Source organism: Micromonospora chersina (assembly GCF_900091475.1).
Taxonomy (GTDB): domain Bacteria; phylum Actinomycetota; class Actinomycetes; order Mycobacteriales; family Micromonosporaceae; genus Micromonospora; species Micromonospora chersina.
Genome location: NZ_FMIB01000002.1, coordinates 143,599 through 164,370, shown reverse-complemented (window position 1 = coordinate 164,370; position 20,772 = coordinate 143,599). Strand labels below are relative to the sequence as shown.

Annotated in this window: 23 protein-coding genes and 1 pseudogene; 7 read left to right on the top strand and 17 right to left on the bottom strand. The window is 75.9% G+C overall.

The annotated features are described in order from the left end of the window. Positions 1-5 precede the first annotated feature (5 nt). The 3 genes from GA0070603_RS00585 (at position 6) to GA0070603_RS00575 (ending at position 2,775) form a co-directional block, all read left to right on the top strand. Positions 6-785: an amino acid ABC transporter permease gene (locus tag GA0070603_RS00585; protein WP_091305587.1), complete on the top strand. Its 780-nt coding sequence runs from the start codon at positions 6-8 to the stop codon at positions 783-785. Continuing rightward, positions 782-1,534, top strand: coding sequence for an amino acid ABC transporter ATP-binding protein (locus tag GA0070603_RS00580; RefSeq protein WP_091305585.1), 753 nt, complete (start codon positions 782-784; stop codon positions 1,532-1,534). Before GA0070603_RS00585 ends, GA0070603_RS00580 begins: the two co-directional genes overlap by 4 nt. Before the next feature lie 128 nt (positions 1,535-1,662). Continuing rightward, positions 1,663-2,775, top strand: a complete 1,113-nt coding sequence (locus tag GA0070603_RS00575; RefSeq protein ID WP_091305583.1) for an FUSC family protein — start codon at positions 1,663-1,665, stop codon at positions 2,773-2,775. Between the two features lie 49 nt (positions 2,776-2,824). Here GA0070603_RS00575 and GA0070603_RS00570 read toward each other — a convergent pair whose 3' ends face one another. From GA0070603_RS00570 to GA0070603_RS00540, 7 genes are all read right to left on the bottom strand, one after another. Continuing rightward, complete coding sequence (locus GA0070603_RS00570; protein ID WP_091305581.1) at positions 2,825-3,514, bottom strand: RibD family protein; 690 nt, start codon at positions 3,512-3,514, stop codon at positions 2,825-2,827. Continuing rightward, a complete protein-coding gene (locus GA0070603_RS00565; protein ID WP_091305578.1) occupies positions 3,511-4,146 on the bottom strand; it encodes a GTP cyclohydrolase II in 636 nt (211 codons plus the stop codon). Before GA0070603_RS00565 ends, GA0070603_RS00570 begins: the two co-directional genes overlap by 4 nt. Before the next feature lie 69 nt (positions 4,147-4,215). Then, positions 4,216-5,193: a lysylphosphatidylglycerol synthase domain-containing protein gene (locus GA0070603_RS00560; protein ID WP_091305576.1), complete on the bottom strand. Its 978-nt coding sequence runs from the start codon at positions 5,191-5,193 to the stop codon at positions 4,216-4,218. 52 nt (positions 5,194-5,245) lie between these two features. After that, positions 5,246-6,058: an SAM-dependent methyltransferase gene (locus GA0070603_RS00555; protein WP_091305574.1), complete on the bottom strand. Its 813-nt coding sequence runs from the start codon at positions 6,056-6,058 to the stop codon at positions 5,246-5,248. Continuing rightward, on the bottom strand, positions 6,055-7,092 hold the full coding sequence (locus GA0070603_RS00550) for a glycosyltransferase family 4 protein (protein ID WP_091305571.1): 1,038 nt from the start codon (positions 7,090-7,092) through the stop codon (positions 6,055-6,057). Before GA0070603_RS00550 ends, GA0070603_RS00555 begins: the two co-directional genes overlap by 4 nt. Before the next feature lie 4 nt (positions 7,093-7,096). Continuing rightward, the gene (locus GA0070603_RS00545; RefSeq protein WP_091305569.1) at positions 7,097-7,495 is read right to left on the bottom strand and encodes a 6-pyruvoyl trahydropterin synthase family protein; all 399 of its coding nucleotides are present in this window, start codon (positions 7,493-7,495) and stop codon (positions 7,097-7,099) included. 1 nt (position 7,496) lies between these two features. Then, positions 7,497-8,474: a zinc-dependent alcohol dehydrogenase gene (locus tag GA0070603_RS00540; protein ID WP_091305566.1), complete on the bottom strand. Its 978-nt coding sequence runs from the start codon at positions 8,472-8,474 to the stop codon at positions 7,497-7,499. Positions 8,475-8,527: 53 nt separating this feature from the next. Between GA0070603_RS00540 and GA0070603_RS00535 the strand changes: the two are divergent. Further along, positions 8,528-9,334: pseudogene (locus GA0070603_RS00535) on the top strand (CDP-alcohol phosphatidyltransferase family protein); the annotation flags it as partial. Between the two features lie 269 nt (positions 9,335-9,603). Continuing rightward, on the top strand, positions 9,604-11,346 hold the full coding sequence (locus GA0070603_RS00530; protein WP_091305563.1) for an alkaline phosphatase family protein: 1,743 nt from the start codon (positions 9,604-9,606) through the stop codon (positions 11,344-11,346). A gap of 42 nt (positions 11,347-11,388) precedes the next feature. On the opposite strand, the gene GA0070603_RS00525 is transcribed toward GA0070603_RS00530, so the two are convergent. The 6 genes from GA0070603_RS00525 to GA0070603_RS00500 form a co-directional block, all read right to left on the bottom strand. Next, positions 11,389-11,667, bottom strand: a complete 279-nt coding sequence (locus GA0070603_RS00525; protein WP_244282328.1) for a hypothetical protein — start codon at positions 11,665-11,667, stop codon at positions 11,389-11,391. Between the two features lie 96 nt (positions 11,668-11,763). Further along, positions 11,764-12,825: an ABC transporter ATP-binding protein gene (locus tag GA0070603_RS00520; RefSeq protein WP_208862768.1), complete on the bottom strand. Its 1,062-nt coding sequence runs from the start codon at positions 12,823-12,825 to the stop codon at positions 11,764-11,766. Next, positions 12,822-13,622 carry an ABC transporter permease gene (locus tag GA0070603_RS00515; RefSeq protein ID WP_091305561.1) on the bottom strand — a complete coding sequence of 267 codons (801 nt, stop codon included), beginning with the start codon at positions 13,620-13,622 and terminating at the stop codon, positions 12,822-12,824. The genes GA0070603_RS00520 and GA0070603_RS00515 overlap by 4 nt, the downstream gene beginning before the upstream one ends. Beyond that, positions 13,619-14,383: a molybdate ABC transporter substrate-binding protein gene (gene modA, locus GA0070603_RS00510; RefSeq protein WP_208862980.1), complete on the bottom strand. Its 765-nt coding sequence runs from the start codon at positions 14,381-14,383 to the stop codon at positions 13,619-13,621. The genes GA0070603_RS00515 and modA overlap by 4 nt, the downstream gene beginning before the upstream one ends. 11 nt (positions 14,384-14,394) lie before the next feature. After that, positions 14,395-14,796 carry a TOBE domain-containing protein gene (locus tag GA0070603_RS00505; protein ID WP_091305557.1) on the bottom strand — a complete coding sequence of 134 codons (402 nt, stop codon included), beginning with the start codon at positions 14,794-14,796 and terminating at the stop codon, positions 14,395-14,397. Between the two features lie 97 nt (positions 14,797-14,893). Then, a complete protein-coding gene (locus tag GA0070603_RS00500; protein WP_091305555.1) occupies positions 14,894-17,023 on the bottom strand; it encodes a heavy metal translocating P-type ATPase in 2,130 nt (709 codons plus the stop codon). Between the two features lie 134 nt (positions 17,024-17,157). Between GA0070603_RS00500 and ygiD the strand changes: the two genes are divergently transcribed. Continuing rightward, positions 17,158-18,027: a 4,5-DOPA-extradiol-dioxygenase gene (ygiD, locus tag GA0070603_RS00495; protein ID WP_208862767.1), complete on the top strand. Its 870-nt coding sequence runs from the start codon at positions 17,158-17,160 to the stop codon at positions 18,025-18,027. A gap of 8 nt (positions 18,028-18,035) precedes the next feature. On the opposite strand, the gene GA0070603_RS00490 is transcribed toward ygiD, so the two are convergent. Together GA0070603_RS00490 and GA0070603_RS00485 are read right to left on the bottom strand one after the other, a co-directional pair. Beyond that, positions 18,036-18,512 (bottom strand): macro domain-containing protein, encoded by a 477-nt coding sequence (locus GA0070603_RS00490; protein WP_091321328.1) that lies wholly within the window; start codon positions 18,510-18,512, stop codon positions 18,036-18,038. 31 nt (positions 18,513-18,543) lie between these two features. Then, positions 18,544-18,927: a DUF1622 domain-containing protein gene (locus GA0070603_RS00485; RefSeq protein ID WP_091305553.1), complete on the bottom strand. Its 384-nt coding sequence runs from the start codon at positions 18,925-18,927 to the stop codon at positions 18,544-18,546. Between the two features lie 231 nt (positions 18,928-19,158). On the opposite strand from GA0070603_RS00485, the gene GA0070603_RS31355 reads away from it, so the two are divergent. Continuing rightward, positions 19,159-19,326, top strand: a complete 168-nt coding sequence (locus GA0070603_RS31355) for a hypothetical protein (RefSeq protein WP_167544461.1) — start codon at positions 19,159-19,161, stop codon at positions 19,324-19,326. Between the two features lie 10 nt (positions 19,327-19,336). Here GA0070603_RS31355 and GA0070603_RS00480 read toward each other — a convergent pair whose 3' ends face one another. Together GA0070603_RS00480 and GA0070603_RS00475 are read right to left on the bottom strand one after the other, a co-directional pair. Beyond that, positions 19,337-20,002, bottom strand: a complete 666-nt coding sequence (locus tag GA0070603_RS00480; RefSeq protein WP_091305551.1) for a DUF2238 domain-containing protein — start codon at positions 20,000-20,002, stop codon at positions 19,337-19,339. A gap of 104 nt (positions 20,003-20,106) precedes the next feature. After that, on the bottom strand, positions 20,107-20,772 hold the full coding sequence (locus tag GA0070603_RS00475) for a TcmI family type II polyketide cyclase (RefSeq protein ID WP_091305548.1): 666 nt from the start codon (positions 20,770-20,772) through the stop codon (positions 20,107-20,109).

The window sequence follows — 20,772 nt, the reverse complement described above, 5'->3', positions numbered from 1 at the left end:
GAGACATGGATCCACTGAGCACCCTGTGGGAGACCTTCTTCGACTGGGACTCCATGCGCGAGGCGCTGCCCGAGATGCTGACCGTCGGGCTGCCGAACACGCTGATCCTGGCGGTCTCCGCCGCCCTGCTCGGTTCGGTGCTGGGCATGCTGCTGGCCGTCGCGGGCATCTCGCGTACCCGATGGTTGCGGTGGCCGGCCCGGGTCTACACCGACGTGTTCCGCGGCCTGCCGGCGGCGGCGACCATTCTGCTCATCGGCGTCGGCCTGGCGCCGCTGGGCATGCAGGTGTGGGGCCCGAACCCGTACCCGCTCGGCGTGCTGGCGCTGTCGCTGATCGCCGCCGCCTACATCGGCGAGATCTTCCGGGCCGGCATCCAGAGCGTGGAGGCCGCCCAACTGGAGGGCGCCCGGGCCCTCGGCTTCTCCTGGGGCGAGGCCATGCGGCTGGTCATCGTCCCGCAGGGCGTACGCCGGGTGCTGCCGGCCTGGGTCAACCAGCTCATCGCTCTGATCAAGGACTCCAGCCTGGTCTACTTCCTCGGCCTGGTGGCCAGCCAGCGGGAGCTGTTCCGGATCGGCCAGGACTACGCGGCCACCACCGGCAACGAGTCCGCGCTGCTGCTGGCCGGCCTGTTCTACCTGGTGCTGACCGTCCCGCTGACCCACGCGGTCAACTGGATCGACCGGCGGCTGCGGCAGGGCCGGGCGGTGGCCGCGCCCGACCTCGACGTCGAACTCGACCCCGCCGGTGCGCCGGCGCCGACCGGAAAGGACCCGCGATGAGCACCGCCACCACCACCACCGCCACCTCGGTCAGCCTGGCCGTCCGGGACGTGCACCTGGCCTTCGGGCGCCACCAGGTGCTGCGCGGCGCCGATCTGGAGGTCGCCCGGGGCGGGACGGCCTGCGTCATCGGCCCGTCCGGCTCCGGCAAGTCGACGCTGCTGCGGACCATCAACCGGCTCATCGAGCCGGACCGGGGCGACGTGCTGCTGGACGGGCGCAGCGTGCTGGGCGACGACCCGGACGCGCTGCGCCAGCGGATCGGCATGGTGTTCCAGCAGTTCAACCTCTTCCCGCACATGACCGTGCTGCGCAACCTCACCCTGGCGCTGCGCAAGCTCAAGAAGCTCCCCGAGGACGAGGCCGTGCAGGTCGCCCGCGCCCAGCTCGACCTGGTCGGGCTGGCCCACAAGGCCGACGTCCGGCCGGCGCAGCTCTCCGGAGGCCAGCAGCAGCGGGTCGCCATCGCCCGCGCCCTCGCGCTGCGACCGCAGGTGATGCTCTTCGACGAGGCCACCTCGGCGCTCGACCCCGAGCTGGTCAAGGGGGTGCTCCGCGTGATGGCCGACCTCGCGTCCGCCGGCATGACAATGGTGGTGGTCACCCACGAGATGGGCTTCGCCCGCGAGGTTGCCGACACGGTGGCCTTCATGGACGCCGGCGTCGTGCTGGAGGCCGGCCCGCCGGCCGCCCTCTTCGAGGCGCCGGAGCACCCGCGGCTGCGCCGCTTCCTGTCCCAGGTGCTCTGACCAGAGGGACGAGATCGTCGCCGTCGTGGACGGTCCGGTTACGACGATCAACTTCCGGGGTAGGAGCCCCTGCGGCCGGAACGGAGATTCCGTGGGTGCGCCGGTCCGTGAGGGGGAGGACGGCGCCGGTGCGCGACTGGGGGAAGGCCGCCGTGGGGCGGCTGCGACAGGCCTGGGTGCCGGTGGTGGAGGCCGCGCTCGCCGCCACAGTGGCCTGGTTGATCGCCGCGCGGCTGATCGGCCACCCGGACCCGTTCTTCGCGCCGAGCGCCGCGCTGATCGTGCTCGGCGAATCGCGGGGGCAGCGGGTACGGCAGACCATCGAGCTGGTGCTCGGGGTCGCCGGTGGGGTGCTCGTCGCCGACCTGGTGGTGCACGCCCTCGGCCCCGGCACGGCGACCATGCTCCTCGTCCTGCTCCTCACCCTGGGCGTCACGGTGGCGGCCGGCGCGAGCAGCACCCTGGTCATCCAGACCACGGTCTCCGCGCTCTACCTGGTGGTGGTCGCCGCGCCGAAGGGCGAGTTCACCCCGTTCCGGTTCGTCGACGCGCTGATCGGCGGCGCGGTCGCCCTCGCCGCCAGCCAGCTCGTGGTAGCCCGGGACCCCCTCGCTCCGCTGGTCGCGGAGGCCCGCCGGACGTACGCCGACCTCGCCGACCTGCTCGACCGGGTGAACGCCGCGCTGGACCGCTGTGACGCCGAGGCCGCCCAGGCGGCGCTGGACCGGGCCCGGGAGGTGGACGGCTGCGTGGAACGCCTGCGCTCCGCGGTGCGGGCCTGCGCCGAGACGCTGCGACTGCGGGTCCGCCGCCGCCGGCACCTCGGCCAGCTCGAACAGGTCGAGGCCACCGCCCGGCAGCTCGACTACGCGGTACGCAACATCCGGGTGCTGGCCCGCAACGGCGCCACGCTGACCCGGCTGCACACGGCCGCCCCACCCGAACTGGGCGCGGCGATCCGCTCGCTCGCCGAGGCGGTACGCGCCGCCGGCGCGGCCCTGGCCACCGACCTGACCGGCCAGGGCGCCGACCGGCACGCGGGACGGGCGGACGAGTCGGCCCTGGAAGCGGTGCGGATCGGCGCGCGGCTGCTGGAGTCCGGCCCGCCGCTGCCCGTGGTCATGATCGTCGGGCAGATCCGGGCCACCGCCATCGACCTGCTGCGCGGGGTCGGCGAGGACGGCGCGGCCGTGCTCGACCGGGTCGACGAGGCGCTCGGCCTGCCGACACCGGCGTCCTGACCGGCGGCACCGAGGTGACGGGGTCGCGGCACACCGGGCCGGCGCGCCGCTAGCCTGGGCAGCGGTCGGACAGGGCGTAGCGGGTGAGGACCACGTCGCCGATCTGGCGGACCTCGACGACCCGGGCGCGGCGGCCCGGGTGCCACGGGAAGCGGCCGTCCCCGACGAACCGGGGCGCCCGGCGGTCGCCCACGAAGAACGGCGCGACCACCAGGTGCAGCTCGTCGGCGACACCGGCGGTGAGGAACTGGCAGTGCACGGTGCCGCCGCCCTCGACCATGAGCCGGCCGACGCCGCGCCCGGCCAGGTCGGCGAGGACCGCCTGCGGGGTGACGGGGTCGCCCGCGTCGACAACGGTGGCCACGGCGCCCACCTGCTCCCGGGTCTTCTCCACCACGCCGCTCGGGCAGTAGACCAGCTTCGGCCCGTCGCCCATCGTGAAGAACCGAGCGCCCGGGTCGAGGTCGCCGCTGGCCGTGACGGTGACCTTCGCCGGTGACGGGGGCAGGCCGCGGGCCACCCGCTCGGCCCGCCGCCGCTCGCTGCGCACCAGCAGCCGCGGGTCGTCGCGGCGGACCGTGGCGGCGCCCACCATGATCGCGTCGGCGGCGGCCCGCACCGCGTCGATCCGGTCCAGGTCGGCGTCGTTGGACAGCAGCAACCGCTCGGCCGTGGCGTCGTCGATGTAGCCGTCGATCGACATGGCGCAGCTGAGCAGCACGTACGGCCGGCCGGTCACGGCACGAAGGGCAGGTCGAGGGCATGGTCGGCGCGGGTGACCTTGGCGGCCAGGTAGCCCGCGTTGGCCGGGGACAGGTGCACGCCCGTCAGCACCCGGTCGACCACCGTGACGCCCAGCCGCTCCAACTGGGCGGCCTTGTCCGGGTTGTTGCTGAGCAGGGCCACCCGGGTCACGCCCAGCGCCGCGAGCATCTGCGCGGCCACCGTGTAGTCCCGCTCGTCGGCGCCCCGGCCCAGCGCCACGTTTGCCTCGTAGGTGTCCAGCCCGCCGTCCTGGAGGGCGTACGCGTCGAGCTTGGCGTAGAGGCCGATGCCCCGGCCCTCCTGGCGCAGGTAGAGCAGGTAGCCGCCGGCGTCGGCGATCCGCTCGACCGCCTCGCGCAGTTGCGGGCCGCAGTCGCAGCGCTGGCTGCCGAAGACGTCCCCGGTCAGGCACTCGCTGTGCGGGCGGACCAGCGGTGGGGAGGCGTCCGGGTCCCGCCGCTCACCGAGCCCGATGGCGAGGTGCTCGCGGCCGTCGACCAGGCCGTGGAAGGAGTGCACCCGGGCGCTGGTCACGTACCCGTCGGGGAACCGCAGGGGGACCGTGACCTCGGTCCGGACCGTCGCGGTGGGCAGCGTTTCGTCCAATGCTTCTCCTCAGTCCGGGCTGCCGGACGCGCCGGCAACGCACACCTCGCACCCTCACCGTAGGCGGGATCACCGACAGTCGCCGGGCTCCGCGGTCGGACGCCGGCGGACCAGCAGCACCGCGGCGCCCGGCAGGCTGGCCACCAGCACCAGCGCCCCGTAGACCGTGCCGGTGGCGACGCCCTGCGCGGCGGTCAGGCCGGCCGCGGCGAACGCCCAGGCGGCCACCCCCTCCCGCGGCCCGAAACCGCCCACATTCAGCGGCAGCCCCATGGCGAGCAGGGCCAGCAGGGTCAGCGGCACGAGGCGGGACAGCGGCGCGTCGGCGCCCGCGGTGCGTGCCGCCACCACGAAGGTGGCCAGGTGCCCGGCGACCACCACGGCCGAGGCGGCCACGACGCCGAGCCAGGTGCGCCGGGCGAGCAGCCCGGCCCGGACGTCGGCGACGGCGGTGCGCGCCGCCCGCGCCCAGCGGGAGGCCCCGGAACGGGGCACGGCCCGGGCGGCCAGCGCCAGCGCCAGCGCGACGGCGGCCAGCCCTGCGGCCACCGCCGGCAGGTACGGCCGGACCGGGGACGGCAGCGCCGCCAGCACGGCCACCGCGATGACCAGCTGGACCACCTGGCCGGCGCTGCGCTCCCAGACCACGGCGCGGACGCCCCGGGCCACGTCCCCGGCGTCCCGGCCGTGCCGGACCGCCCGGTGCACGTCGCCGAGCACCCCGCCGGGCAGGGTGGAGTTGAGGAAGACCGCCCGGTAGCAGTGCGCGACGGCGGCCCGCAGCGGCAGCCGTACGCCCAGGCCGCCGGCGACCAGCGACCAGCGCCAGGCGCAGCAGACGGTGGTGACCGCGCCGATGCCGAGCGCGGCGGCGAGCGCCGGCGCGTCGATCAGCCGCAGCCCGGCCAGGAACGGGCCGGTGCCCACCGACCAGACCAGCGCGGCGAGCACGGCGAGGCCGGCGAGCGGGCGGGCCCAGGCCCAGAAGGACCGGGACGGTGCGGGCGCGGCGGCCGGGACCGGCCCGGCGACGGCGGCGTGTGACAAGAGCGGTCCTCCCTCGGTCCATCCGTTGTCACGTACCGCCGGCCGCCGCGGTTCACCCGGCGAGCAGGTCGGCGTGGTCCAGCACCACCCGCAGCCGGCCGTCGGCCGCCTCGGCGAGCCGCCGCTCCCGGTACGCGTCGACCACCCCGGCCAGCTCCGGCCGCTCCTCGACGGCCGCGTCGAGCCAGCCGGTCAGCCACGCCGCGGTCAGCGCGGCCTGCTCGGGGCCGAGGCGCCACGGGCTGGGCCGGGTCCGCACCGCGACGCCTCGACGGCGGAAGGCCGCCACGGTGGCGTCCACGGCGTCCGGGCCGAGCAGGGCGCGCCCGCCGACGGCACGGCGCTGGTGGGCGTTGAACGCGGCCTCGAACTCGGCGTCGAGCGGGTCGGCGGGGGTGAACCGCACCCGGCCCAGCACGCTGATCGCGAAGAGGGTGGGGTGGCCGGCGCACGCCGCCACGGTCCGCTCGACCTCCTCGGCGGTGAGCATGTCCAGCAGCGCCGAGGCGGTGACCAGGTGGGCGTCGGCCAGGTCGGCGGCGCCCAGCCGGGTGATGTCGGAGCCCCGGACCAGCACGGTGACCGGGCTGCCGTCGGCGGCCACGACCGGCTCGGCGGCGGCCCGGGCGCGGAGGTCCGCGTCCCGCTCGTGCAGCACCCAGCGCTGCGGCCCGGGCAGCCGCGGGGCGAGCCACCGCGCCATCGACCCGGTGCCGCTGCCCAGGTCATGCACGACCAGCGGCCGGTCGGCGGGCAGCCGGCGGCGGACCTCGTCGAGCAGTGCGGCGGAGCGGGCGGCCGCGTCGACGGGCTCCCGCAGCCGTAGCCAGTCCGCGAAGTCGGGGGGTAGCAGTGAGGTGGTCATGCCGCCGTGGCCTCCTTGAGCGCCGCCGCCAGCCGGTGCGCGGTGACCGGCCAGCCGGTGAGGGTGTCGCGCCGCTGCCGGGCGGCGCGGCGCAGCCGGTCCCGCAGGTCCGGCTCGGTGAGCCAGCGGCGCAGCGCGCCGGCCAGCGCGGCCGGGTCCGCCGGGGGCACCAGCAGGCCGGGCCGCTCGCCGTCGGCGCTGTGCCCGAGCGTCCCGGGCAGGCCGCCGGTGTCGCTGGCCAGCACCGGCACGCCCCGCGCGAGCGCCTCGGTGACCACCATGCCGTACGTCTCCCGGCGGGACGGCAGCACCAGCAGATCGGCGGCGGCGTACGCGGCGGCCAGGTCGTCCCCGGTCCGTGGGCCGGCCAGCCGGACCCGCTCGGCGAGGCCGGTGTCGGCGAGCCGCCGACGCAGCCGCGCCACGAAGTCGGGGTCGCGGGTGAGCGGGCCCACCCAGTCGCAGGACCAGGGCAGGTCGGCGGCCCGGTGCAGGGCGGCGGCGAGCACGTCGTGCCCCTTGAGCGGGGTGACCGCCGCGACGCAGAGCAGCCGGGCGCCGGCCGGCGAGCCGGGCGTGACCGGCGCCGGGTCCACGCCGGGCGGGGCGACCGCCACCCGGTCGGCGGCGAGCGGGTAGCGGTCGAGCAGCCGGCGGCGGGTCCACTCGCTGGTGGTGACCACGGCGGTCGCGGCGGCCAGCGCCCGGGCCTCGACGTCGTCCTCCAGCGGCAGGTGCACCAGCACCACGAGGCGCAGCCGCCGGGCGTGCGGGGCCAGCACCTCCGGGACGGTCGAGGCGACCAGCCCGTCGAGCAGCACCGCCGCGCCGTCGGACAGCGCGGCGAGCACGCCGGCCAGCGCGGCCCGGTCCGCCGCTCCCGGGTGCGGCCAGCCGCCCGGCACCGGGTGTTCCCGCACCGTCCAGCCGAGGGCGGCCAGCCCCTGGCAGGCCCGGCGGTCGTACCCGTTGCCGCCGCTGGGGCTCGCCGGGTCGTCGACGTCGCCCGGCAGCACCACGTGCACGACTGTCATCCGGTCACAGCGACCGCTCGTAGCTCGCCCAGGCGACGTGCGACTCGTGCAGGGTGACAGTGATCCCGGCCAGGCCACGCGCCCCCTCGCCGAGCCGCCCCGCGTGCACCGCGTCGGCCAGCCGGTCGGCCACCGTCCGGGCCAGCACCTCGGTGGTGGTGTTCACCCCCGCGAAGTCCGGCTCGTCGTCCAGGTTGCGGTAGGTGAGCGCGCCGAGCACGGCCTTGAGCTGCTCGGTGGCCAGCCCGATGTCGACGACGATCCCGTCGGCGTCCAGGTCCGGGCGGCGGAAGGTGGCGTCGACGACGAATGTCGCGCCGTGCAGCCGCTGGGCCGGGCCGAACACCTCGCCGCGGAAGCTGTGGGCGACCATCATGTGGTCCCGGACGGTGACGCTGAACATGTCACTCCTCGTCGTAGGTGATGAGCTGGCAGAGCGCGGGGAGCCGGCCGGACGCGAGCCGGTCCAGCACGTCGGGCAGGTCGGCGAACCGGGACCGGCCGGTGAGCAGCGCGTCGAACGCCGGGTCGGCGAGCAGGTCCAGGGCGACGGCCAGCCGGTCGGCGTAGCTGCGGTCCGCGCGCCGGGGCGACACGGTGCCGACCTGGCTGCTGCGGATGCCGAGCCGCTTCGAGTGGAACGCCCCGCCCAGGGCGAGGGTGACCGGGCGGTCGCCGTACCAGCTCAGCTCCAGCACGGTGCGCTCCGGGCGGAGCAGCTCCAGGGCGCGTTGCAGCCCCTCGGCGGTGGCGCTGGCGTGCACCACGAGGTCCCGGTCGCCGGCCGCGTCGGCCGGCAGCGCGAAGTCGACGCCGAGCGCCGCGGCCACCCCGGCCCGCGCCGGGTCGGCGTCGACCAGTTCGACGCGCACCCCGGGGAAGCCCGCCAGCACGGCGGCCACGCAGCACCCGACCATGCCGCCGCCGACCACGGTGACCCGGTCGCCGACCAGCGGCGCGGCGTCCCAGAGCGCGTTCACCGCGGTCTCCACGGTCCCGGCCAGCACCGCGCGGGCCGCCGGCACCCCATCGGGTACGACCACCACGGCGTCGGCGGGCACCACGTACGCGGTCTGGTGCGGGTGCAGGCAGAAGACGGTACGCCCACGCAGCTCCGCCGGGCCCTCCTCGACGATGCCGACGCTCAGGTAGCCGTACTTCACCGGGGCCGGGAAATCGCCCTCCTGGAACGGGGCGCGCATCGTGGCGTGCTGGTCGGCGGGGACCCGACCGGTGAAGACGAGGGTCTCGGTGCCCCGGCTGACGCCGGAGTAGCGGGTGCGGACCAGCACCTCACCGGGGCCGGGCGGGGCGAGCGCGACCGGGCGGAGCTCGCCCTCGCCGGGGGCGCGGAGCCAGAAGGCGCGGGCCTCACCGGTCACGAATTCTCCTCTTTTCCGCATCCGGACCGAACCGGACGGCCGAATTTCCCGTGATGACTGGCAGGGTTGTCGATCATAGACACGGAGGCAGGGTGTCCACGGTTCGAAATGGCCCGTTGGTCGGGTTGATCGTGCAGTTCGTCCTGCTGGCCGCGCTCGCCGGCACGGTGGGCGTCGGCGTGGCGGGCTGGGTCGCCGCCCTCGCGTACGCCGGGGTGCTCTGCGGGCTGCTCCGGCGTGGCCTGCGGGCGGCCGGCGCGGAGCGGCTGGGTCCGGCCGACCGGGTGACGCTGGCCCGGGCGCTGCTGGTCGGCGGGGTGCTCGCCCTGGTCGTCGGGGGCGGGCCGGCGCCGGTGGCCGTGCTCGTCCCGCTCACCGCGGTGGCGCTGGCGCTGGACGCGGTGGACGGCCGGGTGGCGCGACGCACCGGCACGGTGAGCGCCCTGGGCGCCCGCTTCGACATGGAGGTCGACTCGTTCCTGCTCCTGGTGCTCAGCGTCCACCTGGCCCCGTCGGTCGGCGCCTGGGTGCTGGTCATCGGCGGGATGCGGTACGCCTTCGTGGCGGCGGCCTGGCCGCTGCCCTGGATGCGCGGCACGCTGCCGCCCCGGTACTGGCGCAAGGTGGTGGCGGCGGCGCAGGGCGTGGTGCTCGCGGCGGCCGCCAGCGGGCTGCTGCCGCCCGTGGCGACCGCGGCGCTGGTCGCGGGCGCGCTGGCGCTGCTGGTCGAGTCGTTCGGCCGCGACGTGGCCTGGCTGTGGCGGCACCGCCCGGCCACCCCGGCGCCGCGGCCCGTCCCGGCAGTCGAGCTTGTCCCGCACGCCACCGTCGCGCCCGCCGCCGGGCTGCCCGCGCCGGCCGCCGGGCCCGCCGCCACCGCCCTGCCCGTGCTGAGCCTGCGGAGCGGCGACGGCGCCGTTCCGGCCTGGGCCAGCGGCACCGGCCCGGCCGACCTCCCCGCCCGGGTGGCTGGTCCCCCGGTGGCCGGCTCGGTGCGCCTCGCGCCCGCCGGCGCGCACGATCCCGGCGCACGACCGGCGGATCCGCCCGCGCCTCCGGTGCCGGTGGCCGTCCGGATCGTCGCCCACCAGCCGGCCTGACCCCTCCCCCTCGCCGAAGGACACCCGCCGTGGCACTGCGTATCCGTCTCCGCCGGCCGGCCGGGCCGGCCACCCCCGTCCCGGACACCGGGGCGTCCCCACCGCCGGGCGACGCCACGATGTCCGACGCCGCCGGCCCGGCGCGGCCCGCCTCGCGTACCCGTCGGGTGGCCGGCGCCGTCCTGACCGGACTGGCCGCGCTGCTCGTGGTGGCGGCGCTTGTCGCGCCGGACCGGCTGGCCGACGTGGGTCCCGCCGCCGTGCTGCGGATCCCGGTGGAGGCCCTGGTCGCGGCGGCGCTTCTGCTCGTCCTGCCGGCCCGGTTCCGCCGGCCGGTCGCCGTGGCGCTCGGCGCGGTGCTGGGCCTGCTGACCGTGGTCAAGCTGCTGGACGCCGGCTTCCGGGTGGCCCGGGACCGGCCGTTCGACGTGCTGCTCGACTGGGGACTGTTCGACGACGGCTTCGGCTACCTGACCGACTCGGCCGGCCGGGCCGGCGCGATCGCGGCGGCCGTCGGGGTGGTGCTGCTCGTGGTCGGCCTGCCCGTGCTCCTGGCGCTCGCCGTGCGGCGGCTGGCCCGGCTCCTGGCGCGGCACCGCACCGGCGCCGTCCGGGTGGTCGCGGCGCTGGCCGTGCTCTGGCTGGGCTGCGCCCTGTTCGGGGTACGCCTGGCCGCCGGCGCGCCGGTGGCCGACCGGTCGGCGACCGGCCTGGTCGCGGCGCACGCCGGCCAGGTCCGGGCCGGCCTGCGCGACCGCGCCGCGTTCGCCGGGGAGATGACGACCGACGCCTACCGGGACGTTCCCGGCGACCGGCTGCTGACCGGGCTGCGAGGCAAGGACGTTCTTGTCGCGTTCGTGGAGAGCTACGGGCGGGACGCCGTGGAGGACCCCGCGCTCGCGCCGGGCGTGAACGCGGTCCTCGACGACGGGTACCGGCGGCTGCGCGAGGCCGGCTTCGACGCCCGCAGCGGCTTCCTCACCTCGCCCACCTTCGGCGGCGGCAGCTGGCTGGCCCACGCCACCCTGCTCTCCGGCCTGTGGATCGACAACGACCAGCGCCACCGCGACCTGCTGGCCGGGGACCGGCTCACCCTCAACGGCGCGTTTCACCGGGCCGGCTGGCAGACGGTCGGGGTGCTGCCCGCCGCCACCCAGCCCTGGCCGGAGGGGAAGTTCTTCGGCTACGACCGCTACTACGACGCGGAGAAGCTGGCCTACCAGGGGCCGAAGTTCAGCTACGCGCCCATGCCCGACCAGTACACCCTGGCCACGTTCCAGCGCCGGGAGCGGGACCGGCCGCACGCCCCGCTGATGGCCGAGATCCCGCTGGTGTCCAGCCACTCCCCCTGGTCGGCGATCCCGAAGCCGGTGCCCTGGGACGCGGTGGGCGACGGCAGCGTCTTCCACACGGCGTCCACGAGCACCGGGGGTAGTCGGGACGTGGTGCAGCGGGACACCGCGCAGGTCCGCGACGACTACCGGCACTCCATCGAGTACAGCCTCGGCACCCTGGTGTCGTACGTGCTGACCTACGGCGGGGACGACCTGGTGCTGGTGTTCCTGGGCGACCACCAGCCGAACGCCTCGGTGACCGGCGAGGGCGCCGGCCGGGACGTGCCGATCACCATCGTGGCGAAGGACCGGGCCGTGCTGGACCGGGTCGCCGGCTGGGGCTGGCAGGACGGGCTGCGCCCCGGCCCGAACGCTCCGGTGTGGCGGATGGACACCTTCCGGGACCGCTTCCTCGCCGCCTTCTCCCCCGCACACTGACCGATCGAGCGCCCGGGGACGCGGTCCGCGTCCCCGACGGGCTCAGGCGGCCCGGCGCCGGTCGCGGGCCGTGCGGCCGGTGCTCGCGCCGAACCCGGCGCGCCGCGCGCCGCCGCGCGCCAGCCGCATCGCCCGCCGCGCGTTGGCCATCGGCTCGCACGGGGCCGTCGAACCGGCGCAGAGCAGGCTGGGACAGCGTCCCCTGGTGTCGGGCTGGTGGGCGACCGCCACGTCGTACGCGGCCCGCCACAGCAGCGGATCGGTGACGTCGTCCGGCAGCACGGCGTCCAGGCTGGACCGGAATCGTGTCGTCTCGGGCACCCCGTTCCCCCCTTCGTGGTGGCTCCCCTGTTCAGTGACCGCGAGGGCCCGGATCAAACCTCCCACCGGTGACGGTGGACCGACCAGCGGCATGCGTCACGCCGGGTACGCCCGGGTCTCCGCGGCCTTGACCGCCGCCCAGACCTCCTGGCCGGGGCGCAGGCCGAGGTGGGCCGCCGCGGCGGGGGTGACGTCGGCGGCCACGGCGACCGGCCCGGCGAGCTGGACCCGCAGGTTGTCGCCGTGCCGCTGCACCCCGGTCACGGTGGCCGCCCAGACGTTGCGCGGGCTGCCGTCCGGGCGGGTCGGGTGCAGTGCGACGGCGGCCGGCGGGAAAGCGACGAACGCCTCCCCGCGTACGGTGTCCGCCGTGGTGAGGGTGAGCCCGCCGACGGTGACGGCGTGCCCGTCGGCGTGCCCGCGGTGCAGGTTGAGCCCGACCAGCCGGGCGACGTAGTCGGTGCGGGGCCGGGCCGTGACGGTCGCCGCGTCGCCCTCCTGGACCACCCGCCCCTGCTCGACGATGACCAGCCGGTCGGCGAGCACCAGCGCGTCCAGGGGGTCGTGGGTGACCAGCAGGGTGGCGCCGGGGTGCGCGCCGAGGTGCCGCTGGAGTTCGGCGCGGGTGTCGAGCCGGGTGCGGGCGTCGAGCGCGGCAAGCGGCTCGTCGAGAAGCAGCAGGGTGGGCTCGACGGCGAGCGCGCGGGCCAGCGCGACCCGCTGGGCCTGCCCGCCGGAGAGCTGGCGCGGCCGGTGCCGGGCCTGCCCGCCCAGGCCGACCCGGTCCAGCCAGCCCTGGGCCCGGGCCCGGGCGGCCCGCCGGTCGGCGCCCCGGCGGCGCGGCCCGAACGCGACGTTGTCCAGTGCGCTGAGGTGCGGGAAGAGCAGGTAGTCCTGGAACACCACGCCGACCGGGCGCCGCTCGGGCGGGGTCCACACCCGCCGGTCGGGGCGGTCGAGGTCGACGCCGTCGAGGGTGAGGTGCCCGGCGCTGAGCGGATGCAGCCCGGCGAGGGCCCGCAGCGCGGTGGTCTTGCCGGCCCCGTTCGGGCCGAGCAGCGCCACCACCTCCCCGGGCTCGATGCGCAGCCGGACGTCGAGGTGGAAGGCGCCCCGGTCGGCGACCAGGTGCGCGTCGAGCAGGGGCGGGGTGGTCACGTCACACCGACCCAGCGGTCGCGCAGCCCGGCCAGGATGGCCACGGAGACGGTGAGCAGGATGAGGCTGAGCACGATGGCGGCCTGCACGTCGGCCTCCAGCGCCAGGTAGACGGCGAGCGGCATGGTCTGCGTCCGCCCCGGATAGTTGCCGGCGAAGGTGATGGTGGCACCGAACTCGCCGAGCGCGCGGGCCCAGCACAGCACCGCGCCGGCCGCGACCCCGGGAGCGACCAGCGGCAGGGTGACCCGGGTGAAGGTGGTCCAGCGACCGGCGCCGAGGGTGGCCGCCGCCTCCTCGTAGCGGGCGTCGGCGCCGCGCAGCGCGCCCTCGACGGCGATGACCAGGAAGGGCATGGCGACGAACGCCTCGGCCAGCACCACGCCGGCGGTGGTGAACGGCAGGGTCACCCCGAAGGTGGCGTCCAGCCAGGACCCGACCAGGCCGCGCCGGCCGAAGACCAGCAGCAGCGCCACCCCGCCGACCACCGGCGGCAGCACGAGCGGCACGGTGACCAGCGCGCGGACGAGCCGCCGGCCGGGGAACTCGACCCGGGCCAGGAGCCAGGCCAGGGGTACGCCGAGCGCCACGCAGAGCAGCGTGGCCAGCGTGGCGGTCTCCAGGGACAGCCGCAGCGCGGCGAGCACACCGGGCTGGGCCAGCCGCCGGGGCAGCGTGGTCCAGGGCGCCCGGACCAGCAGCCCGGCCAGCGGCAGGACGAGGAAGAGCAGCCCGAGACCGGCGGGGAGCAGCAGGGCCAGCGGCACCCGTTGCCGGCGGCGCGCGGGTCGGGTCACCGGCTCGGCGGGGCCTGGAACCCGGCGGCGGCGAGCACGGCCAGGCCGGCGTCGGAGCGGACGTGCTCGACGAAGGCGCGGGCCCCGTCCGGGTTGCCGGCGTGCTTCAGCACCACGATCGGGTAGTCGTTGACCGCCCGGGCGGACTCGGGGAACTCGACGGCGGCCAGCCCGGTGGCGGCGCGGACGTCGGTGCGGTAGACAAGCGCCGCGTCGACCTCGCCGAGCGTCACCTTGGACAGCGCGCCCTTGACGTCCTGCTCCAGGGTGGCCGGGGTGAGCCGCACGCCGGCCGCGTCGAGGGCGCTCCTCGCCGCCGCGCCGCACGGCACCTGCTCGGCGCAGAGCGCCACCTTCACCCCCGGGCGGCCCAGGTCGGCCAGGCCACCAACCCGGTCCGGGTTGCCCTCGGGTACGGCGATGACGAGTTGGTTGCGGACCAGGACGGCCGGCGGCCCGGCGGCGTCACCGGCGTCGGTGACGGTCTTCATGGTGGCCGGGGAGGCGGAGGCGAACACGTCGGCCGGGGCGCCCTGGGCGATCTGGGTGGCGAGCGCCGAGCTGCCGGCGAAGTTGAGGACGACCCGGGTGCCGGGGTGGGCGGCCTCGAACTCCCTGCCGAGCTTCGTGAAGGTCCCGGTTAGCGAGGCGGCGGCGAACACGGTCACCGTGTCGCGCGTGCCGGCGCTGGCCTCGTCGCCGGCGCCGCAGCCGGTGAGGGACAGGGCCAGCGCGGCCACCCCGGCCAGGGCGGCGCGGATCCACCGTGCGGTCACGGGCTGGTCCTTCCCTTCGGGGCGGGAGCGCGCTCCACCACGACGGTGGTCGACTTGATCACGGCGACGGCCACCGAGCCGACCTGGAGGTCGAGGTCGTCGACGGCCTCGCGGCTCATCAGCGACACGATCCGGAACGGCCCGGCCTGGATGTCGACCTGGGCCATCACGGTGTCCTTGACGACGGCGGTGACGATGCCGCGCAGCCGGTTGCGGGCCGAGGAGAGCTCGGGGTGACCGGGGGCGCGGACGAACGCGGCCAGGTCGGCCCCGTCGAGCACCCGGTGGCCGTGCTCGTCGCGGGTGGCCGGCAGCCGACCGGCGTCGATCCAGCGGCGGACCGTGTCCGCGCTGACTCCGAGCAGTTCGGCGGCCTCGCCGATCCGGAACGCCGTCACACGGCCACCCTAGCGGCCCGCAGGTGCGGGTGTGAAGTGGCCCGGCCCCTCGCATCCGCCAGGAGCGAGGGGCCGGGCCGGTCGTAGTTGCGCGGTGTCAGTCGTCCGCCGGGGTGAGCCGGACCCGGCGGAGCAGCTGGGCGTTGAGCGCGACCACGATGGTGGAGGCGGACATCAGCACCGCGCCCACCGCCGGGCTGAGCGCGACGCCCGCCCACGCCAGGACGCCGGCCGCGAGCGGGATGGCCACCACGTTGTAGCCGGCCGCCCAGGCCAGGTTCTGCCGCATCTTCCGGTACGACGCCCGGGACAGCCGGATCACGCCGGTGACCCCGCGGGGGTCGGAGCTGGCCAGCACCACCCCGGCCGACTCGATCGCCACGTCGGTGCCGGCGCCGATGGCCACGCCCACGTCGGCGCGGGCGAGGGCCGGGGCGTCGTTCACCCCGTCGCCGACCATCGCCACGGTCAGCCCGCGGGACTGGAGTTCGGTGACGGCCGTGTCCTTGTCGGCCGGGAGGACCTCGGCGAACACCTCGTCCACGCCGGGGCGGAAGCCCAGGTCGGCCGCGACCGCCTCGGCCACCGGCCGGGCGTCCCCGGTGATCATGACGATCTTCTTCACCCCCTGCTCGCGCAGCTCGGCGATGGCCGCCCGTGCCTCGGGCCGGACCTCGTCCTCGAGGGCGAACGCGCCGACCACCTCGGGGCGGCCGCCGTCGGGAAGCCGGACCAGGTGCAGCACCGCGGCGCCCCGCCGGGACCAGCCCTCCGCCGCCCGGGTCAGCTCGGCGGGCACGTCGGCGCCCAGTTCGCGCAGCAGGGCCGGACCGCCCACCGCCCAGTCGGCGCCGTCCACCGTGGCGCGTACGCCCCGGCCGGTCAGGGAGCGGAAGTCCCGGGCCGTCGCCCCGAGGCCCCGGTCCTGCGCGGCGGTGACGAGCGCCCGGGCGAGCGGGTGCTCGCTGTCCGCCTCGACCGCGCCGGCGAGGCGCAGCGCGCCGTCCTCGTCCAGCCCGCCCGTGGCGGCCACCCCGGTCAGGGTGTGCCGCCCCTTGGTGAGGGTGCCGGTCTTGTCGAACAGCACCGCGTCGACGGTGCGCATCCGCTCCAGGGCGAGCCGGTCCTTCACCAGGATGCCGGCGCGGGCGGAGAGCGCCGTGGAGAGCGCCACGACGAGCGGGATGGCCAGCCCGAGGGCGTGCGGGCAGGCGATCACGAGCACCGTCACGGTCCGGATCACGGCCTCGTCGGTGTTGCCGAGCACCAGCCAGGCCACGAAGGTGGCCAGACCGGCGACGGCCGCCACGTAGAACAGCAGCGCCGCGAACCGGTCGGCGAGCACCTGTGCACGGCCGCCGGAGGACTGCGCCTGGGCGACGAGGCGGCCGATGCCGGCGAGCGCGGTGTCCTCGCCGACGGCCTCGACGCGCACCCGGAGAGCCGAGTCGGTGGCCACCGTGCCGGCGACCACCCGGTCCCCGACGGCGCGCGGCACCGGCCGGGACTCCCCCGTGATCATCGACTCGTCCAGTTCGGCGGCGCCGTCGACGATGCGGCCGTCCGCCGCGACACGGCCGCCGGAGCGGACCAGCACCAGGTCGCCGACCCGCAGGTCCGCCACCGGCACCCGGTGCGCGGCGCCGGACTCGTCGAGGCGTTCGGCGTCGTCGGGCAGCAGCGCGGCGAGCGCCGCCAGGGCGCCCTGGGCCTGCCCGATCGCCTTCATCTCCTGCCAGTGGCCCAGCAGCATGATGGTGACCAGGGCGGCCAGCTCCCACCAGAAGTCCAGGTCGAACAGGCCGAGGCTGGTGGCCAGCGAGGCCAGGTAGGCGACGGTGATCGCCATCGAGATCAGCAGCATCATGCCGGGCGCCCGGTCGCGTACCTCGCGGACGCCGCCGACCAGGAACGGCCAGCCGCCGTAGAAGAAGACGACGGTGCCCAGCACCGGGCCGACCCAGCGGACGCCCGGGAAGTCCAGCGAGTAGCCGAGCCAGTCCATGACCATGTGGCTGGTCAGCACGATCGGCACGGTCAGCGCGAGGCTCAGCCAGAACTTCCGGCGGAACTGCTCGGGGTCGTGCCCCGCGTGCTTGTCGTGGCCGCCGTGCTGGCCGTGGCCGGCGTGCTGGTCGTGCGTGCCGCGCTGGTCGTGCCCCGCGTGCTCGTCGTGCCCCGCGTGCGGCTCGTGGTGCGCGCCGTGGTGCCCCTGTTCGTGTTGCATCGAACTCCACCTCCGCCGCCACCATATACCCCTAGGGGGTATCTGCCAACTCACGGCCCCGCCGGAACCGGTGACCCGGGACACGCGCGGCGCCTGCGGGTTAGCCTCGGGGCACGGACAGCCCGGGGAGCGAGATGAGCGAGCAGAACACCCAGACGGTGCTGCCGGCGGCGTTCTTCGGGCACGGCAACCCGATGAACGCGCTGGAGGTCAACCGCTACACCGCCGCCTGGCGCGAGTTCGGCCGGTCGGTGCCCCGGCCCCGCGCCATCCTGGTGGTCTCCGCGCACTGGTACATCGGCGCCACCGCGGTCACCGCGATGCCCCGGCCGCGCACCATCCACGACTTCTACGGCTTCCCGCAGCAGCTCTTCGACGTGCGCTATCCGGCGCCCGGGCTGCCGGAGCTGGCCGAGGAGATCAGCGACGTGGTGCACCCCACCTGGGTCGGCGCCGACCTGGACTCCTGGGGCATCGACCACGGCACCTGGTCGGTGCTGACCCACGCGTTCCCCGACGCCGACATCCCGGTGGTGCAGCTCAGCATCAACGCGTTCAAGCCGTTCGACTACCACCTCGACCTCGGCGCCCGGCTCGCCCCGCTGCGCGAGCGCGGCGTGCTGGTGGTGGCCAGCGGCAACGTGGTGCACAACCTGGGCGGGGTCGACCCGCGGCTGACCGACGAGGGCTTCGACTGGGCGCGCCGCTTCGACGACGCCGCCCGGGAGACGGTCCAGGACGCCCCGACCGAGGTGGCCCGGCTGGACGGGCACCGGGACTTCGACCTCGCGGTGCCGACACCGGACCACTTCATCCCGCTGCTCTACCTGGCCGGGCTGGCCGGCGCCGCCGGGGACCGCCCCGACGTGCTGGTCGACGGGTACGCGTACGGGTCGCTGTCGATGACCGCGTACACCCTCGGGTTGCGCTGCGGGGGCGAGCAGCCGCCGGGCGGCGCGGCGGCGCTGCCCGGCGGGGTGCCACCGGACTCCGCCAACATCTGAAACCCCGTTCAGTCCCGGTCGTAGACGGTGACCGGGACGTCCCGGGCGCAGAGCGTGCGGACCACCAGCGGCTCGATCCGGTCCCAGGTGCCGCCGGCCAGGCCGCAGCCGATGCGAGGCATGTGCACCGACGCGCCCAGCTCGTCGGCCTGGTCGGCGAGGGCGGACAGGCAGCGCTCGACCGCGTCGTAGCGGATCGGCGGCCCGGCGCTGCCCCGCCGCATCCCGCGCTGGCCGACCATGTTGGCCACCCACACGTCCGGCGCGACCCGCACCAGGCGGGTGGCGCCGAGCCCGAAGTCGTTGCCGGCCCGGTGCCGGTGCCACTCCCGGTAGTCGCGCTCCGGCTCCGGCCAGCGGCGGGAGATGGCCAGCACGAAGCCCTTCCCCCAGCCGCCCAGGTCGTTGCAGACGTGCGCGATCACCTTGCGACCCTTGGCCTGCGGGCTGGTCGCGTCGCCCTTGATGATCCGGAGCGGTGTCACGGCCACGATCCTGCCCGGCCGGTACGACACCTTAGCTCTGCGGTCGGGACCCGACGCCGGAGCCGCCGATCGGCACCTTGCCCTGCCACGGCCAGCGACCGTCCAGCTCCACCTGGAGCGAGACGCTGAGGAACGTCCGGACCAGCACGATGAGCGCCAGGACGCCGACGCTGGTGAAGGTGGGCGACACCGCCACGGTCCGGATGATGTCTCCCGCGACAAGCAGTTCCAGGCCGAGCAGGATGGCCCGCCCCACCCCCTGCCGGTACTCCCGGTAGTGGTCGACGACCTGCCGGGTGCGCCACCAGCGCAGCGCGAAGACGACAGTGGCGATCGCGACGCCGACCGCGATGACCACCACCCCGGCCAGGTCCAGGAGCGTGCCGACGTGCTGGATGATCTCCTTGGTCGGCACCCGACACCCCCGTACCGCCGGCCGCACCCGCGACGGCCACGCGCGGGCCGTCCGCAGCACCACCCTGTCGCATCACCGCCCCCGGCGGGCGGCTTTCACCCGAGCCCGCTCGGACGGCGGGCCCCGCCGGCATTCGCCCACCACCGCGCGCCGCCGCGCCTAGGGTGGAGATCGGACCGGACCGTCCCGTCACCCGGCGGCGGTCACCGACGGCGACTGCGAGGAGCGGACGTGACGGAGCCGGAAGAGGACCGGGAGAAGACCAAGAAGACCGACGACGTCCTGTACTCCGCGGACGGGGACCCGCACCACAACCTGGCGCAGGCGCCGCAGCCCGACGAGCACCTGCCCGCCCAGTTCCAGCACGACGGCGAGACGGAGACCGTCGGCGACGAGTGAACCCCCGCGCTCAGGGTTTCGGTGACGGCCCGGTCCGGGCCGCCCGGACATCGGCGGCGCCCGGCGGGGCGGCCGGCAACTGGCGGTCGTGCAGGCGGCTGAGCAGCGCCAGCGAGGTGATCGCGCCGACCAGCGCCAGGAACATGTCCCACTGGGTGTCCCAGACGTCGCCCTGGGTGGCGAGGAAGTCGTCGGCGGCCGACCCGCCGGCCAGCGCCGCCCACCACTCGATCATCTCGAAGAGTGCGCTGAACGCCAGGCAGGCGCAGACGACCAGCGGCGCGAGCCAGCGGCTGCCGCGCAGCGGCGACCGGCGGATCAGGATCTCGCGGACCAGGATGGCCGGCACGAAGCCCTGGGCGAAGTGGCCGAGCCGGTCGTACGGGTTGCGGGACAGGTGGAACGCCTCGCGCGCCCAGTCACCGAGCGGTGTGCGCGCGTAGCTGTAGTGGCCGCCGACCACGAGGATCAGCGCGTGCGCGGCGAGCAGGCAGCAGAGCAGCGTGGTCAGCGGGAACCGGCGCCAGGTGACCAGCACCAGGGGGACGCCGACGAGCACCCAGACCGTCTCCAGCAGCCAGGTCAGCCGGTCGTACGGGCGGATGCCGGAGGCTACGAGGGCGGCGAGGACGAGGACCAGCAGCGCCGGTGGGACGAGTCTGCGTGCTCGGGACACCGGCGACCGCCTGTTCACGTCTCACCCGGTGCGGCCCGACGCCGTCCGGAGAGGCCGACGATAGCGGGTGACGGGGGCGCCCTCCGACGCCCCCGCCGCGCGGCTCAGTCCTGGGCCTGCCAGCGGTAGAACACGGTGGCCACCGAGTCCTGCGGGCCGTGCCACTCCTCCGGCCGGTACGGGCTGACGTAGGGGGCGAGGTCCTGCATGATCTTCGCGAAGACCGGCTTGGCGTCGTGGTTGTTCCGGGTCGCCTCGGCCGCCGACGTCTCCTGTTCGAGCAGGTGGACGTAGACGTCGTCGATCGAGTAGAGCCAGCGCCCGGTGACGCCCAGCTCGGTCGGCAGCGACCCGGCGTCCGACTCGGCGAAGACCCGGGCCACGTCCGGTTCGGCGCCGGGCTTGATCCGCCCGACGATCACGGTCAGGGTGGTGTCCGTGGGCGGCTCCCCCTCCGGGGCCCAGTGGTAGAACTCCTTCGCCACCGAGTCGGACGGGTTCTTCCAGTACCTCGGGTACGGCGTCACGTACGGGCCGATGGCCTCGGCGATCTTCTGGAACGCGGGCAGCCCCCGGGTCTGGCCGGAGATCCTCGGGTCCTGCTCGCGCTCGATGACGTGGATGTAGAGGTCGTGGTGGGACAGCAGGATCCGCCCGATGACCCCGAGGTCCTGGGGCCGGGTGGCCTGGTCGTAGTGGCCGAAGACATCCCCGACGATCTTGTCGCTGCCGGGGACCATGTGGCAGACGATCACGTTCCGGAAGACCAT